Origin of the sequence: Streptomyces sp. NPDC004667 (assembly GCF_040609475.1) — a bacterium.
In the GTDB taxonomy this organism is placed as follows: Bacteria; Actinomycetota; Actinomycetes; order Streptomycetales; family Streptomycetaceae; genus Streptomyces.
Map to the genome: position 1 here is coordinate 16,081 of NZ_JBEXKC010000042.1, position 15,779 is coordinate 31,859.

A 15,779-nucleotide genomic window follows, 5' to 3' on the forward strand; every position below is an offset into this window, starting at 1 on the left:
ACAGGTGCTTCCTCCCTGTCGGCGTCCGCGGGACCGGAGGAGGAATCGTGATGACCGACAGCGACCGCTCGCCGGAGCGGCTGTCCGGCGTCGCCCAGGTCCTGGGGCCGGGTGGCGACGTGGTCGGAGCGGGCTTCCTGCTCTCCGAGGACGTCCTGGTCACCTGCGCCCATGTCGTGTGCGGGGCCGACTCGGGGCCGGGCGGGCAGCTGTGGCTGGCCTTCCCCCACCTGACGGGAGCACCCCGGATCGAGGGGCACGTCCTGGAGGGGCCGTGGCGGGCCCCCGAGGACGAGGACGTGGCCGTCGTGCGCCTGAGCCGCACCTCGCCGGGCATGGAGGGGTTGCCGATGGGCACCGCGGCGGGCTGCCGGGGCCACCCGGTGCGCTCGTTCGGGTTCCCCGCCCAGGCCCCGCCCGGCGGGCACTTCGGCTTCGGGGTGGCCGGCGATCTGCTGCCGGCGGCCGCGGGCACGGGTGTGCACCTGCAGTTGACCTCCGCCAACGACCTGACCACCGGCTTCAGCGGCGGTCCCGTCGTCGACGAGGTGACGGGCCTGGTGATCGGCATGCTCACCGAGATCGTCGCCCCGGACCGGCACGAGAGGGGGCTGGGCATCGCCTATGTGACGCCGACGCAGGTGCTGCGGGAGGTGTGGCCCGCGCTGGTCGAGCGGGACGTCTGCCCGTACCGGGGGCTGGAGCCGTTCACCGCCGAGCAGGCCCAGTGGTTCGAGGGTCGCGAGGAGGCCGTACGGCAGGTGCTGGCGAGCCTGGCCCGGCAGCAGCGGCTCACCCTGCTGCTCGGGCCGTCCGGTTCGGGCAAGTCCTCCCTGGTCGAGGCGGGTGTCCTGCCCGCCCTGGCCGCGGGTGAACTGCCGCAGAGCGACCGGTGGTTGCCCGTGGTCGCCCGGCCGAGGCAGGACCTGCTGGCCGAGCTGGAGCGCGCCGGACTGCCCGGGGTCACGACCGACGGGATCGCCGCGGCCGTCACCCGCAGGCTCGCGGCCGACCGCTTCCACCGGCGCGTCGTCCTGGTCGTCGACCAGTTCGAGGAGCTCCTCGTGCAGTCGGCGAGCGGCCTCCAGCACGAGCGCCGCCTGGCGGCCACGAACGAGATCACCGCAGCCGTGAAGTCGCGTGCCGAGCTCAGCATCATCCTGATCATGCGGGACGACTTCTACCCCCAGCTGGCGGCCCTGGCCCGGATGTTCGAGGCGGCGGCGCCGGGACTGCTCAACGTGCCGAGCGCCCTGAGCCAGCAGGACCTGCACGACATCATCACCCTGCCGGCCGGGCGCACGGGAGCGCGCTTCCAGCCGGGGCTGCCCGAGCAGATCATCAGCGACGTCCTGGCCACCACCCCCGGGGGCACCGCGTCCCGCGAGGCCCCCGTGACCGTGCTGCCGCTGCTGGAGCTGACGCTCAGCCAGCTGTGGGAGCGGCGCCGCGACGGCTACCTCACGCACGAGGCGTACCGTCGCATCGGCGGCGTCACCGGCAGCCTGACCACGTGGTGCGACACGGCCATGGACCAGCTGGCCCCCGAGCACCGCCCCGTCGCACAGCGGATCCTGACCTCCCTGGTGCGGCCGGCCGATGTGGCCCACCACATCCCCGCCATCCGCGCTCAGGTCCCCCTGCACGAACTGCGCGACCTCGCGGCGGACCCCGGTGCCGGGACCGGCGGCGACAGCGCGTTCGACGAGGTGCTGGCCTCGCTCACCCGCCACCGCATCATCACCACCCACACCCCCCTCGTTCCCGGGCACCCGGACGCCGCCGCGGGGCCGCCGGTCGCCGAGCTGATCCACGACGCGCTCATCCAGGACTGGGGCACCCTGCGCGAATGGGTCGGCCAGGACCACCGCTTCCAGGAGTGGTTCGACCACACCCGCGACCGGCGGGCCCGCTGGGCCGCCGGCAACGACCCCGGGGACCTGCTCGCGGGGACGGCCCTCGCGGAGGGCCTGGACTGGTCGAGGCAGCGGCGCCTGCCGAGTGACGTCGCGTCCTTCCTGACCGCGAGCCAGGAGCGCCAGCAGGCCGTCATCCGGCGCAGCAGACGCCTCAACATGATCCTGGCCGGCCTGCTCGCCCTCGCACTGCTCGCGGGGGGAGGTGCCCTCTGGCAGTGGCGGACGGCCGTCACCCAACGCCAGGAAGCCCTGTCCCGGCAGCTCGCCTCCGAGTCCAACACGCTCATGGGCGCGAACCCCGACCTCGCCGCGCTGCTGGCCGTGCGGGCGTACCGCACCCACCACACCCCCGAAGCCGTCGAAAGCCTGGCGTACAGCGCCGCCGACCCGCTGCGGCAGCGCTTGCCCGGCCATACGGACGAGGTCTGGTCGGTGGCGTTCAGCCCCGACGGGCGCACCCTCGCCAGCAGCAGTGCCGACGGGACGGTACGGCTGTGGGACGTGGCCACCGGCACCACCCGCGCCAAGCTCACCGGCCATGCGAAGGGAGTGGAGTCGGTGGCCTTCAGCCCCGACGGACGCACCCTCGCCTCCGGCAGCGACGACCACACGGTACGGCTGTGGGACGCGGCGACCGGAAAGCACCTGCGCACACTCACCGGACACACCGGCGACGTGTACACGGTGGCGTTCGGCCCCGACGGAGGCACCCTCGCCAGCAGCAGTGCCGACAGGACGGTACGACTGTGGGACGCGGCCACCGGGAAGACGCGCCGCACACTCACGGGCCACACCGGCGAGGTGAGCACGGTGGCGTTCAGCCCCGACGGACGGACCCTCGCCACCGGCAGCGACGACAAGACGGTACGGCTGTGGGACGCGGCCACCGGAAAGCACCGCCGCACGCTCACCGGACACACCGACTGGGTGTACACGGTGGCGTTCAGCCCGGACGGGCGGTCCCTCGCCTCCGCCAGCTCCGACGAGTCCGTCCGGCTGTGGGACACGGCCACCGGGAAGACGCGCCGCACGCTCACCGGCCAGACCGACGAGGTCACGTCGGTGGCGTTCAGCCCCGACGGACGCACCCTCGCCTCCGGCAGCGTCGACCACACCGTGTGGCTGTGGGACACGGCCACCGGCACGGCCCGCAGAACGCTGGCCGGGCACGACGGAGGGGTGTCCATGGTGGCGTTCAGCCCCGACGGACGCACCCTCGCCACCGGCAGCTACGACCACACCGTGCGCCTGTGGGACATGGCCACCGGTACGAACCGACCCCCGCTGACCGGCCACAGGAGCTGGGTGAACTCGGTGGCGTTCAGCCCCGACGGACGCACCCTCGCCACCGGCAGCGGGGACAAGACCGTCCGGCTGTGGGACGCGGCCACCGGAAGGCTCCTCCACACGCTCACCGGCCACCAGGGATGGGTCCAACCGGTGGAGTTCAGCCCGGACGGACGCACCCTCGCCACCGGCGGCGAGGACAAGACCGTCCGGCTGTGGGACGCGGCCACCGGCACGCTCCTCCACACGCTCACCGGCCACAAGGGCTGGGTCGAAGCGTTGGCGTTCAGCCCGGACGGACGCATCCTCGCCACCGGCGGCGAGGACAAGACGGTGCGGACCTGGGACGCGGTCACGGGCAAGCCCGGAATCGCGACCACCGGATTCCCGGGCGAAGTGTGGTCGGTGGCGTTCAGCCCCGACGGACACACCCTCGCCATAGCGGGCGACAGCAACTCCGTGCGGCTGTGGGACACGGCCACCGGCATCACCCGCACCCCGCTGACCGGCCACACCGCACCGGTGGAGGCGGTGGCGTTCAGCCCCGACGGACACACCCTCGCCACCGGCAGCGACGACCACACCGTGCGGTTGTGGAACGTGGCGACCGGCAAGCCCCGCAACACGTTGTACGGCCACGCCTACCGGGTCAACGCGGTGGCGTTCAGCCCGGACGGGCGCATGCTCGCCACCGGCAGCGACGACTGGACCGTCTGGCTGTGGGACGCGGCCACCGGGAAGGCGCGCGAAAAGTTCACCGGCCACCGCGGCCCGGTGCGGGCGGTCGCGTTCAGCCCCGACGGGCACACCCTCGCCACCGGCAGCACCGACGCGACGGTGCGGTTGTGGAACGTCCTCTTCCAGCCTTCGGCGGCGATCAGGAAGATCTGCCACGCCGTCGACCGTGACCTCACCGCGCAGGAACGGGACTCGTACCTTCCCGACCACGAGGGCGGCGCGGTGTGCCCCTCCCACTGAGGCCGGAGCCCGACCGCCCGGCGTACCGACGTGCCGTTCGTCGCGCCACGGGGGACGTACGGCGATCCGCCGGGCCCGTCGGTCGCAGCGCCGGCCGATTCGCCCGCCCGTGGCGCGGGCCGCGCGTATCGTGGATCTTCCGGCCCGGGAGGAGCGATATGTCCGAGATCCAGGCGCTGTTGGACGCGCTGACCGGACTGCCCCCGACCCGCGCCGCCGGGCCCGCCGAGGCCGAGGCGCTGCTCGCCCGGCTGCGCAGCGCGGCCGCCAGCTGGGCGGAGGTCCTGTACGAGGCGCAGGAGGGCACCCGCGGACAGTTGCCGCCCCGGGTGGAGGCGGCGCTGACCCTTGCCTTCCGGCGCGCGGAGGAGTCGTACGTGGAGCTGGAGATCGCCCTGCGCGACTGTGCGCGGCACCACGATCCGGCGCTCTGACCAGCGCGCCGCGGCCCCGCCGGAACCCGGGCGCGGGTGCCCGGTTCGCGCCTGTCGCCGGGGACGGGGGGCTGCGTAGACTCCGGAGACTTGCCTCCCCTCCCCCGTCGAAGGACCTCCGGTGAACCAGACGTACGCGCTGACCGCGGTCACCGTCGTCGTCCTGGTCACCGTCCTCGTCGGGGCGCTCGGCCTGCGGATATCGCGGACCACCTCCGACTTCTACGTCGCCTCCCGCACGGTGGGCCCGCGCCTCAACGCGGCCGCCATCAGCGGGGAGTACCTCTCCGCCGCCTCCTTCCTGGGGGTGGCCGGGCTGGTGCTGCTCCAGGGGCCGGAGATGCTCTGGTACCCCGTCGGCTACACCGCCGGCTACCTGGTGCTGCTGGTGCTGGTGGCGGCCCCGCTGCGGCGCTCGGGCGCGTACACGCTGCCCGACTTCGCCGAGGCGCGGCTCCAGTCGCGGGCGGTGCGGCGGATCGCGGTGCTGTTCGTGCTGGGCGTGGGCTGGCTGTACCTGCTGCCGCAGTTGCAGGGGGCCGGGCTGACGCTGGAGGTGCTGACCGGGGCCCCGCACTGGGTGGGCGGGGTGGTCGTGGCCTTCGTGGTGACGGCGGCCGTCGCCGCGGGCGGCATGCGCAGCATCACCTTCGTGCAGGCGTTCCAGTACTGGCTCAAACTCACCGCACTGCTGGTGCCGGCCTTCTTCCTGATCGCCGCCTGGGCCGGGGACGGCGCTCCGCGCGCCTCCTTCGACGCCCCGGCCGTCTTCCGCGAGCACACCGCCGTCACCCTGGGCGAGGACGTACGGCTCACGGTGGACGCGCCGCTCACGGTGACGGTGACGGGCCGGGTGGACGGCGCCGACCACGCCGGGGTCCCGCTCACCCTGGAGAGCGGCCGGCACTCCGTCGCGGCCCGCACCCGCCTGGAGTTCGCCCCCGGCAGCGTGGTCCCGGACTCCCCCACCGGCCCCGGCCCGGACGCTCCCGGCTGGTCGAAGGCGCTGTCCGGCGGGGAACACCGGCTGTACGCCACCTACGGGCTGATCCTGGCCACCTTCCTCGGCACCATGGGCCTGCCGCACGTGGCGGTGCGCTTCTACACCAGCCCCCACGGGCGGGCCGCCCGCCGCACCACCCTCGTCGTGCTGGGCCTGCTCGGGGTGTTCTACCTCCTGCCCCAGGTGTACGGGGCGCTGGGCCGGATCTACGCACCGGAGCTGGCGCTGACCGGGGACGCCGACGCCGCGGTGCTGGTGCTGCCGGAGCGGATGCTGGGCGGGCTGCTCGGGGACCTGCTGGGGGCGCTGCTGGCCGGGGGCGCGTTCGCCGCGTTCCTGTCGACGGCCTCGGGGCTGACCATGGCGGTGGCCGGGGTGCTGCACCAGGACGTGCTGCCCCGGCGCGGGGTGGGCGCGTTCCGGCTCGCCGTGGTGATGGCGATGGCGGTGCCGCTCGCGGGCGGGATCGCTGCCACCGACGTGCCGGTCGCCGACGCCGTCGGGCTGGCCTTCGCGGTCTCGGCGTCCTCCTTCTGCCCGCTGCTGGTCCTCGGCATCTGGTGGCGCGGGCTGACCCCGCCCGGGGCCGTGGCCGGGCTGCTCACCGGGGGCGGTGCGGCGCTGGGCGCGGTGGTGGCCACCCGCTCCGGGCTGGTCCCGGCGGGCTGGGCGCACGCGCTGCTGGCCTGGCCCGCGGTGTGGTCGGTGCCGTTGGGCTTCCTGACGATGGTGACGGTGTCGCTGGCGACCCGGGCCCGGATCCCCGCGGGGGCGGCCGCCGCGCTGGCCCGGCTGCACCTGCCCGAGGACCTGGCCGGTGAGCGGGCCGCGGGGGGTGCGCGGTGACCGGGGCGGCTCTCGTGGTGGCGGCCCTGACGGCCGCGGCCCTGCTGCTGGGGCTGGGCTGGGCTGCGGGCCGGTGGCACGCCGGGCGCGGGGAGCGGGCCGCCGGGCCGGACCTGGGCACCCCGGTGGAGCGGGCCACCTTCCACACCCTGCACACCGCTTCGCTGGCCGCTCCTCCGCTGCGGGCGGGGCTCACCGAGGACGCCGCCCGCAAGGCCGCCCGGCGGCTGCGTTCGCTGCTGGGCACGGAGGCGCTGTGCCTGACGGACCGCGAGGCCGTGCTGGCCTGGGACGGGCCGGGCGCCGACCACCACCAGCGCCGGGCGATGGCGCGGGTGGCGGTGATGCTGGAGTCGGGGCGCAGCCAGAGCGTGCGCACCGAGTGCCAGCGGCCCGGCTGCCCTCTGAAGTGGGCGGTGTTCGCCCCCCTGACGGGCGAGGACGGGCTGCTGGGGGCGCTGGTGGCCTACGGGTCGCGGGAGTCGGCGGTACTGGTGCGGGCCGCGACGGAGGTGGCGCGCTGGGTCTCCGTACAGCTGGAGCTGTCGGAGCTGGACCGGGCGCGGACGCGGCTGATGGAGGCGGAGATCAGGGCGTTGCGGGCGCAGATCTCCCCGCACTTCATCTTCAACTCGCTCGCCGCGATCGCCTCGTTCGTGCGGACCGATCCGGAGCGGGCGCGGGAACTGCTGCTGGAGTTCGCGGACTTCACCCGTTACTCCTTCCGCCGGCACGGCGAGTTCACCACCCTGGCCGAGGAGTTGCGTTCGATCGAGCGGTACCTGGCGCTGGCCGGGGCCCGGTTCGGGGACCGGCTGAAGGTGACCTTGCAGGTGGCGCCCGAGGTGCTGCCGGTGGCGCTGCCGTTCCTGTGTCTGCAGCCGCTGGTGGAGAACGCCGTCAAGCACGGGGTGGAGGACTCCGCCGGGGAGTGCCGGATCACCATCGCCGCCCGGGACGCCGGGGCGGAGGCGGTGCTGACCATCGAGGACAACGGGGTCGGGATGGATCCGGCGCTGCTGCGCCGGATCCTGGCCGGGGAGCGCCCGGGGGCCTCGTCGGGAATCGGGCTGACCAACGTGGACGAGCGGATGCGTCAGGTCTACGGGGACGCGCACGGGCTCGTCATCGAGACGGGCGTCGGCGCCGGCATGAAGATCACCGTCCGGATCCCCAAGTACCGTGCGGGCGTGCACACTTCGGGCCCGAGGGACGGCCGGGCGGGTACGCCGGTGGCCCCGGACCGCCCGGACGGGGCGGGCCGGGGCCACCGGTACGGGGACTAGCTCCAGCTGGCGTGCAGCGGCTTGCCCTCGGCGTAGCCCGCCGCGGACTGGATGCCGACGACGGCCTTCTCCTCGAACTCCGCGAGGGAGCCGGCACCGGCGTAGGTGCAGGAGGAGCGGACACCCGCGATGATCGAGTCGATCAGGTCCTCCACGCCCGGCCGCGCCGGGTCGAGGAACATGCGCGAGGTGGAGATGCCCTCCTCGAACAGCCCCTTGCGGGCGCGGTCGTAGGCCGACTCCTCGGAGGTCCGGTTGCGCACGGCGCGCGCCGAGGCCATGCCGAAGGACTCCTTGTACAGGCGGCCGTCGGCCGACTGCTGGAGGTCGCCCGGGGACTCGTACGTACCGGCGAACCAGGAGCCGATCATGACGTTGGAGGCACCGGCGGCGAGCGCCATGGCCACGTCGCGCGGGTGGCGGACGCCACCGTCGGCCCACACGTGCTTGCCGTACTTCTTCGCCTCGGCCGCGCACTCCAGCACCGCGGAGAACTGCGGGCGGCCCACGCCGGTCATCATGCGGGTGGTGCACATGGCGCCGGGGCCCACACCGACCTTGATGATGTCGGCGCCGGCGTCGATGAGGTCCTTGACGCCCTCGGCGGCGACGATGTTGCCGGCCACGATCGGGACCTCGGGGTCCAGCGCGCGGACGGCCTTGATCGCGTTGATCATCGATTCCTGGTGGCCGTGGGCGGTGTCGATGACCAGCGTGTCCACGCCGGCGTCGAGCAGCTGCTTGGCCTTGCCCACGAAGTCGCCGTTGATGCCGACGGCGGCGGCGATGCGCAGCTTGCCGTCGGCGTCGGTGGCCGGGGTGTACAGGGTCGCGCGCAGGGCGCCCTTGCGGGTGAGGATGCCGACGAGGCGGCCGTCCTTGTCCACGGCGGGGGCCAGCTTGCGGTGGCCGGCGTCGAGCTGGTTGAAGGCGTCGCGCGGGTCCATGTCGGCGTCGATGAGCAGCAGCTCCTTCGACATGACCTCGGAGAGCTGGGTGAAGCGGTCGACGCCGCTCAGGTCGTGGTCGGTGACGACGCCGACCGGGCGGCCCTCGGCGTCGACGACGACGCCCGCGCCGTGCGCCCGCTTGGGCAGCAGGGACAGCGCGTCGGCGACGGTCTGGGTGGGCGCCAGGGTGATCGGGGTGTCGAGCACGAGGTGGCGGGTCTTCACCCAGGAGATGACGTCGGTGACGACCTCGATCGGGATGTCCTGGGGGATGACGACGATTCCACCGCGGCGCGCCACGGTCTCCGCCATCCGGCGGCCCGCGATGGCGGTCATGTTCGCCACGACGAGCGGGATGGTCGTGCCGGTGCCGTCGGGCGAGGAGAGGTCCACGGCCTGGCGGGAGCCGACCGCGGAGCGGCTCGGCACCATGAACACATCGTCGTACGTCAGGTCGTACGGCGGCTTCAGGTCATTGAGGAAACGCACGTGCTGAACTTCCCAGTCGATCGGAGGTACCTCGACGGGTCAGCCGAGGAAACGCACGTACTTCATTCTCCCATGTCCGGGGGTTCATGCCGCCCGGGCCGATCGTCCAGGACGCACCGGGCCGCTTGGTCGGTTCCTACGGGACCTTGGTCCCGGGGCCCCGGAAGGAGGCCGTCCGGTGCAGGGGCCGGAGGCCTCCGGTGAGGGGGGTGGCGGGGGCCCCGTGGCGCAGGGCGGTGAACTCGGCGGCGATGGACAGGGCCGTCTCCTCGGGGGTGCGCCCGCCCAGGTCCAGGCCGATCGGCGATCTGAGCCGGGCCAGCTCGGCCTCGGTCACCCCCTCGGCGCGCAGCCGGGCGGCCCGCTCGGTGTGGGTGCGGCGCGAGCCCATGGCGCCGACGTAGGCCAGCGGCAGCCGCAGGGCCAGCGCGAGGACGGGTACGTCGAACTTGGCGTCGTGGGTCAGTACGCACACGGCCGTACGGGTGTCCAGGCGCCCGGCGGCGTGTTCCGCGGCGAGGTGCCGGTGCGGCCAGTCCACGATCACCTCGTCGGCGCCGGGGAAGCGCTGCGGGGTGGCGAAGACGGGCCGGGCGTCGCACACGGTGACCCGGTGTCCGAGGAAGGCCCCCATCCGGGCCAGGGCGGAGGCGAAGTCGATGGCCCCGTAGACGATCAGCCGGGGCGGTTCGGCGGCGGATTCGACGAGGAGGGTCAGCGGCTCCCCGCACAGCCCGCCGGCGGTGCCCAGCTCGGCGGTGCCGGTGCGTCCGGCGAGCAGCAGGGCCCGGACCCGTTCGGCGGCGGCCCGGTCCAGGGCGGCGCCGCCGCTGAGGCCGCCCACGCAGGTGCCGTCGGCGTGGACGGCCAGGGCCCGGCCCCACTGTCCGGGCGGGCCGCTGACGACGCGGGCGAGGGCGACCCTGGCCCCGTGGGCGGCGGCGTCGAGCACGGAGCCGAGCACGGGCCGTACGGGGTCCTGGCCGCGCACCGGGGTGACCAGCACGTCCAGGATCCCGCCGCAGGTCAGCCCTACCGCGAAGGCGTCGTCGTCGCTGTAGCCGAAGCGGTGCACGCCGCCTTTGCCGGAGGCGATGGCCTCCAGGCACAGCTCGTGCACGGCCGACTCCACGCAGCCTCCGGAGAGGGAGCCGAGCGCGGTTCCGGCGGCGTCCACGGCCAGGGAGGCGCCCGGTCCGCGCGGCGCGCTTCCGCTGACGGAGACCACGGTGGCCAGCGCGAACTCCCGCCGCTCCGCGCACCAGGTCCGCAGGGCCGCGGCGATGTCGAGCATCAGCGGATGACGGCTCGGCGCGGCGACTGCCCGGGGATCAGCGGTCGCGGGGGGAGCACGGCGGGTGGTCTGGCGGCCGGTGCGCCCGTGTAGCGGGCGGGGGCGGACGTCAGGGGCACGGGGTCGGGGTGCCGGCCGCCGGTGCTGAGCAGCCGGGCGGCGTGGGCGACGCTCGCCAGGGTGGCGTGGTGGTGCCAGCCCCGGAAGGAGCGGCCCTCGAAGTCCCGGATGCCGACGGGTTCGCAGGTCTCGGTGAAGTCCAGGGTCACCCGGTCGGTGAGTTTGGCGAGCAGGAAGAGCTGGGCGAGGGGCCGGTCCCCGATGTTGGTGATCCAGAACTCGGAGGGCAGCAGGGCGGCTTCGGTCCAGGCTCCCACGAGCAGCAGGGGAGCGGGCGGTGCGGGCAGGGGCCGGTCCTCGGCGGGGGTGGCGAGGATGGGGGCCGAGGTGAGCAGGGTCACCGCTCCCTCGGCGCGGCCGTGCCGGGTCCATTCGACGACCCGGCGCTGGGAGCGCAGCGAGTCGATGAGCTCGCGGGCGGGCGCGGTGTGCGGCCCGGGTTTGTGGCGGCCCGCGCCGCCGAAGGAGACGGGCAGGGAGCCGTCGACCTTGAGGACGAAGGGGATGTCCTGGAGGGCGAAGGCCTCGATGGTCTGGGGCAGGTCGGTGTTGGAGACCTCCATGACGACCGGGCGGCGCTGGAGCTGCCAGGTCGCGGCCATGCGCTGGACGGCGTGGACGGCGTCCTGGGCGGGGGTGAGGGAGCGCGCGGTGTCGGGGATGCCGGCCCGGCGGCGCAGCAGTTCGCTGGTCCAGGGCCCGGGGAGGGTGAGGGTCCATTCGACGGGGAAGCTGGCCTCGCTGGAGGCGAGCCAGATCCCGCCCGCCTGCTGACAGTTGGCGGTGCGGCCGAGCTGGGGGACGAACTGGCGGCCGACTCCGACGGAGCGGTCGCCGGCCTTCTCGATGACCATGGGCTGCACGACCCAGGCGAGCGGACGCTGGGCGGTGCGTTCCAGGTGCTGGGCGAGGGAGCGGCGTACGGGGGTCCAGTCCCAGGGGGACTTGCTGATGAACTGCTGGAGGCTCTGTTCGACGGAACTGGCCCCTGTTCCGGCGATGTTACGGATCGTTTTCTTCCCGGTGGTCCGCACCAGACCGTTCAGATAGACGCGGGCCCAGTTTCGCTGGTCCCGCCGGGGTAAGGATTCGAAGAAAAGCGAGATCAGTACGTCGATCAAATCGGAGATTTCCTTGATGGAATCCTCCGGCAGGACTACCCGAGCCATCTGGTGCCTCCCCCGCGACCAGCTAGATCTTTTAGCCTACTTGACCGCGCGGAACGGCCGTAGGTCCGGGCGGCTACTTCCTGAGGTCGCCGGCAGATTCGAGCCGCTCTTCCTCTACCACGAGCGGGATGGGGATCTGGTTCGCCGCATAGTAGAGCGCGATCAGGAAATGTGCGACGAGAGTGAGGGGTGCCGAGAAGAAGGACAGGAGGACGGTCAAGGGGTAGGCCACCGCGCCCAGTCCGAATCGCACCCGGGTGGCCCGGGCACCCTCTTTGTCGACCTTTTCGTGGAAGAGGTGGCCGACCTGGGTGACGTACCACCAGAAGCCCAGGAAGGCGAGAGCGTACACGACGGTCCACGAACTGTAGAGGATCGCGGCCACGTTGGCCGATTCCCCGTCCGTGAGGTGCTCGGCGAGGACGTTGGTCGTGTACGGAATCACCGACACCACCATCAACACCAGGAGATTCAGGAACAGCAGCGGCCGGTCGACCCGCTTGAGGTGGCTGAAGATCGTGTGGTGATTCACCCACATCACGCCGATGATGAGGAAACTCACGAGATATGCGGCGTAGTGCGGCCATTGCTCCATGAGTCCGTGCCACAGGGCCGCACCCTGCTCTTCCGGAACTTTTAACTCCAGCACCAGAATGGTGATCACGATGGCGAATACGCCGTCGCTGAACGCCTCCACCCGGTTGGTTTCCCGCTCCATGGCCCGCGGCCTCCCCTTCACCGAATCATTCACGTGTGCGGGGAGGGCCCACGCCCTGCACCCTCCCCGCACACGCTACCCAGGAAAGGGCCGTCAGCCGCCGAATCCGGCGGTCTGGCGCCAGATCCGGCCATCGCGGACCACCAGTGTCCCGAACGCGTGCTCCGGCTCGCCGTTCAGGTTCATGATCGCCCGATAGAAGATGGTGTCCTCGGTCTCGATGTACTCCTGCAGTTCGACCAGCGTGGGCTTCACCGTGAGGTATCCGGTGAACGTCTCGCGAACGGCCTCGATGCCGACCGAGGCGCCCTCGAAGCGCAGCAGGACGGCGTCCTCGGTGTAGTTCTTCATCACCGCCTCGATGTCCAGCGCGGCCAGCGCCTCCATCTGGCGGACGAAGACGGGGTGCAGCGTGGCGATGTCGTACTTGGCCATGTTCGACTCCCTTTCCTGACGTCCGGCTGACAGCGGGTCGGCCGGCACGGGTGTGTGGTGACGGATGTGCTGGTGACGGACGGGCGGGTGGCCGACGGGCCGGTCGCGCTCAGCCGGTGGCGGCCGGCGCGAGCGGCAGGCGGACGACCATCCGGGTCTCGCCCGGACGGGAGCGGGCCGCGATCGACCCGTGGTGGCGCTGGGTCACGATCCGGTAGCTGAGGTGCAGCCCCAGGCCCGTGCCCTTGCCCACGTCCTTGGTGGTGTAGAAGGGTTCGAAGATCCGCGGCAGGACGTCCTCGGGGATCCCCCGCCCGGTGTCGGTGATCTCCACGACCATGCAGACCCCCTCGGCGCGGGCCCGCAGGGTGAGCACGCCCGCGCCCTCCATCGCCTCGGCGGCGTTGTCGACCAGGTTGGTCCACACCTGGTTGAGCTCGCCGGGATAGCCCGTGAGATCCGGCAGGTCCGGCTCGTAGGCGCGCACGATGGTGATGCCCGCCAGCTTGGACCGCAGCACCACCAGGGTGTTCTCCAGGCCGTCGGTGACCGCGAACCGCTGCTCGGGGGCCCGGTCGAGGTTCGCGTAGTCCCGGGTGGCGGCCACCAGCTGGGAGATCCGGGGGCCCGCGGCGCGCAGTTCGGCGGCCAGCGAGCGGGCCTCCAGCAGGGCTCCCAGGTGGTCCAGGGCGGCGGGCAGGGCGCTCTCGCCGACCTCCTCCAGCCGGGCCGGCAGCCAGTCCGGCTCCAGCCCCAGGTCGGCGGCGCCCGAACCGAGCAGGCCGGGACGCTCGGCGCCGGCCGCCTCGGCCCAGTCGGCGATCTCCTCCTCGGCGTCCGCCTGGGCGAGCGGATCGGTGGTCCCGGGCGGCGGGAGCTTGTCGAGTTCCCCGGCGAGGCGGTCCAGTACGGAGCGCTCCGCGCCCGTGGCGGCCGCGCCCCACGCGTACGCGGTCCCGGTCAGCCGCTCCAGGGCGGGCTCCAGTTCCTGCGCGGCCCGCGCCACGGCGGCGGCCGGGTTGTTCAGCTCGTGCGCGAGCCCCGCGGCGAGGGTGCCCAGTGCCTCCACGGTGGCCCGCTTGCGCGCCTGGACCTCGGAGGACTTGATCCGCCACGCCAGGACCGGCAGCAGCACGGCCGCCACCCCGTGGCAGCGGGTCAGCATCTCGAAGAACACCGGCTTCGGGTAGGCCACGACGGTGGTCGCGGGCCCGCTGGCGGCCGCGGTGGCCACGTAGGAGCCCTCCGTCAGCAGGGGCAGCTCCCCGGTGAAGCGGTGGGCGGCGGAGGGTTTGCCGTCGTGTTCCTCGGCGGCGGCCCCGTCCTCCTCGGTGGAGTGCCGGGTCAGGACCTCCTCCCGGCCGTCGACGACCTTGGTGACCACGAGCCCGCCGGAGAGCAGGACGTGGAAGCCGGTCGCCTCGTCCCCGTCGTGGAAGAGGACCTCCCCGTCGCCGAGGACCCGCGGCTCGGAGACCGAGACGAGCCAGTCCAACTGCTCCCCGGTGAGTCCCGCGAAGATCTCCAGCCCGTACAGGGCGGACCTCAGCTCCGTGGCGTCCATCGCCGCTCCGGTCACACCGTGCTCCCCTCTGCCCTGGTGCGGGAGGCCAGCCGCAGGGTCGTGAACAGGGCCAGCGCGCACACTCCGGCGACGGCGGCCATGAAGCCGACCGAGGTGCGCTGCAGGCCGTGGATGTTGGTCAGCAGTCCGGCGAGGACCGCCGGAACGCTCATGGCGAGGTACGCGAACACGTAGACGGCGGCGGTCAGTTCGCCGCGGTGCGCGGGCTCGGCGAGGGCGCTGAGCGCCCGGAAGGAGCCGAGGAAGGCGGCCCCCCAGCCGCTGCCGAGGACGGCGGTGGCGGCGAGGAACACGGCCGGCGAGCCCAGGCCCAGTGCGAGCAGCACCAGGGCGAGGCCGAGGAGCAGCCCGATCAGGCCCAGCACGGCGGTGCGCAGCGCCTCGGTGCGGCCCAGCAGCAGCTGGGCCGCGGTGGCCGCGCCCGCGAGCAGGGCCACCGTGGCGCCTCCGGCCAGGTAGTTGGTGCTGTGGAGCAGGGAGAGGGCCAGGTGCGGGCCCAGGGAGAGGTAGAACCCGCCGACCGTCCAGACGGCGACCACCGTCAGCACCAGCACGGCGAACCGCCCGCGCGCGGCGGCGGGCACCCTGATCCGGTGCGGCACCACCCGGAGCCTGCCGCCCGCCCCGGGAGCGCTCTCGGCCATGCGCGCCACGCCGACCAGGGTGATCGCGAAGGCCCCGACCAGCAGCAGGTAACTGAGCACGGTGGGCGCGGGCGCGTACTGGACGAGCAGTCCCGCCCCGAGCCCGCCGAGGCCGATGCCGACGGTCGGTCCCGCGCTGTTGACCTGGGCGCCGAGCGCGGGCCGCGAGCGCGGGCTGAGTTCCAGCAGGGCCGCGCCCATCGCCCCGGTGGCCAGGCCCACCGCCAGCCCCTGGACGGCGCGGGCGGCGAGCAGCAGGGCCGGCCCCCCGGCCCCGGCGAACAGGCCCATGGAGACGATCGCCAGGACCAGTGCGGCTCCGAGGACGGGCCGGCGGCCCACGGTGTCCGAGAGGGAGCCGAACAGCAGCAGCCCGGCGAGCACGGTGACGGCGTAGGCGGCGAAGACCACCGTGACCGTCCCCGGGGACAGGCCCCACCTCTCCTGGTAGAGCGCGTAGAGGGCGGAGGGCACGGAGGAGGAGAGCATCAGCAGGACGAGGACGGTGCCCACCACCCAGAAGCCCGACGGTCTGGCCGCGCCGCCCGGGGCGGCCGCGCGGGCGGCCCGGTGGTCCACCGTGCCTCCTGTGGTCGTCGTCTCGGTCGGTTCGGCCATGGCG

Annotated in this window: 11 protein-coding genes; 4 read left to right on the top strand and 7 right to left on the bottom strand. The window is 73.4% G+C overall.

Features of this window, described 5'->3' with window-relative positions; translation table 11 throughout:
* The first annotated feature begins 50 nt into the window (after positions 1–50).
* From ABZW32_RS22925 to ABZW32_RS22940, 4 genes are all read left to right on the top strand, one after another.
* The gene (locus tag ABZW32_RS22925; RefSeq protein WP_356218558.1) at positions 51–4,184 is read left to right on the top strand and encodes a trypsin-like peptidase domain-containing protein; all 4,134 of its coding nucleotides are present in this window, start codon (positions 51–53) and stop codon (positions 4,182–4,184) included.
* 158 nt (positions 4,185–4,342) lie between these two features.
* Positions 4,343–4,618 (top strand): hypothetical protein, encoded by a 276-nt coding sequence (locus ABZW32_RS22930; protein WP_356218560.1) that lies wholly within the window; start codon positions 4,343–4,345, stop codon positions 4,616–4,618.
* A gap of 121 nt (positions 4,619–4,739) precedes the next feature.
* Positions 4,740–6,467, top strand: a complete 1,728-nt coding sequence (locus ABZW32_RS22935) for a cation acetate symporter (protein WP_356218561.1) — start codon at positions 4,740–4,742, stop codon at positions 6,465–6,467.
* The gene (locus ABZW32_RS22940; RefSeq protein ID WP_356218562.1) at positions 6,464–7,753 is read left to right on the top strand and encodes a histidine kinase; all 1,290 of its coding nucleotides are present in this window, start codon (positions 6,464–6,466) and stop codon (positions 7,751–7,753) included. The genes ABZW32_RS22935 and ABZW32_RS22940 overlap by 4 nt, the downstream gene beginning before the upstream one ends.
* Here the strand turns inward: ABZW32_RS22940 and ABZW32_RS22945 are convergent.
* The 7 genes from ABZW32_RS22945 to ABZW32_RS22975 all read right to left on the bottom strand — a co-directional run bounded on the left by ABZW32_RS22945 (position 7,750) and on the right by ABZW32_RS22975 (position 15,775).
* The gene (locus tag ABZW32_RS22945; protein ID WP_356218626.1) at positions 7,750–9,213 is read right to left on the bottom strand and encodes a GuaB1 family IMP dehydrogenase-related protein; all 1,464 of its coding nucleotides are present in this window, start codon (positions 9,211–9,213) and stop codon (positions 7,750–7,752) included. The genes ABZW32_RS22940 and ABZW32_RS22945 overlap by 4 nt on opposite strands.
* A gap of 115 nt (positions 9,214–9,328) precedes the next feature.
* Entirely contained in the window at positions 9,329–10,486 is a 1,158-nt protein-coding gene (locus ABZW32_RS22950) for an XdhC/CoxI family protein (protein WP_356218564.1), read from the bottom strand.
* Positions 10,486–11,775 carry a transposase gene (locus tag ABZW32_RS22955; RefSeq protein WP_356218566.1) on the bottom strand — a complete coding sequence of 430 codons (1,290 nt, stop codon included), beginning with the start codon at positions 11,773–11,775 and terminating at the stop codon, positions 10,486–10,488. Before ABZW32_RS22955 ends, ABZW32_RS22950 begins: the two co-directional genes overlap by 1 nt.
* Before the next feature lie 73 nt (positions 11,776–11,848).
* The gene (locus ABZW32_RS22960) at positions 11,849–12,493 is read right to left on the bottom strand and encodes a TMEM175 family protein (protein WP_356218567.1); all 645 of its coding nucleotides are present in this window, start codon (positions 12,491–12,493) and stop codon (positions 11,849–11,851) included.
* A 93-nt stretch (positions 12,494–12,586) separates the two neighbouring features.
* The gene (locus ABZW32_RS22965; RefSeq protein ID WP_030234121.1) at positions 12,587–12,928 is read right to left on the bottom strand and encodes a nuclear transport factor 2 family protein; all 342 of its coding nucleotides are present in this window, start codon (positions 12,926–12,928) and stop codon (positions 12,587–12,589) included.
* 109 nt (positions 12,929–13,037) lie between these two features.
* Positions 13,038–14,507: an ATP-binding protein gene (locus ABZW32_RS22970; protein ID WP_356218570.1), complete on the bottom strand. Its 1,470-nt coding sequence runs from the start codon at positions 14,505–14,507 to the stop codon at positions 13,038–13,040.
* Positions 14,504–15,775 (bottom strand): MFS transporter, encoded by a 1,272-nt coding sequence (locus ABZW32_RS22975; RefSeq protein ID WP_356218571.1) that lies wholly within the window; start codon positions 15,773–15,775, stop codon positions 14,504–14,506. Before ABZW32_RS22975 ends, ABZW32_RS22970 begins: the two co-directional genes overlap by 4 nt.
* Positions 15,776–15,779: the final 4 nt, after the last annotated feature.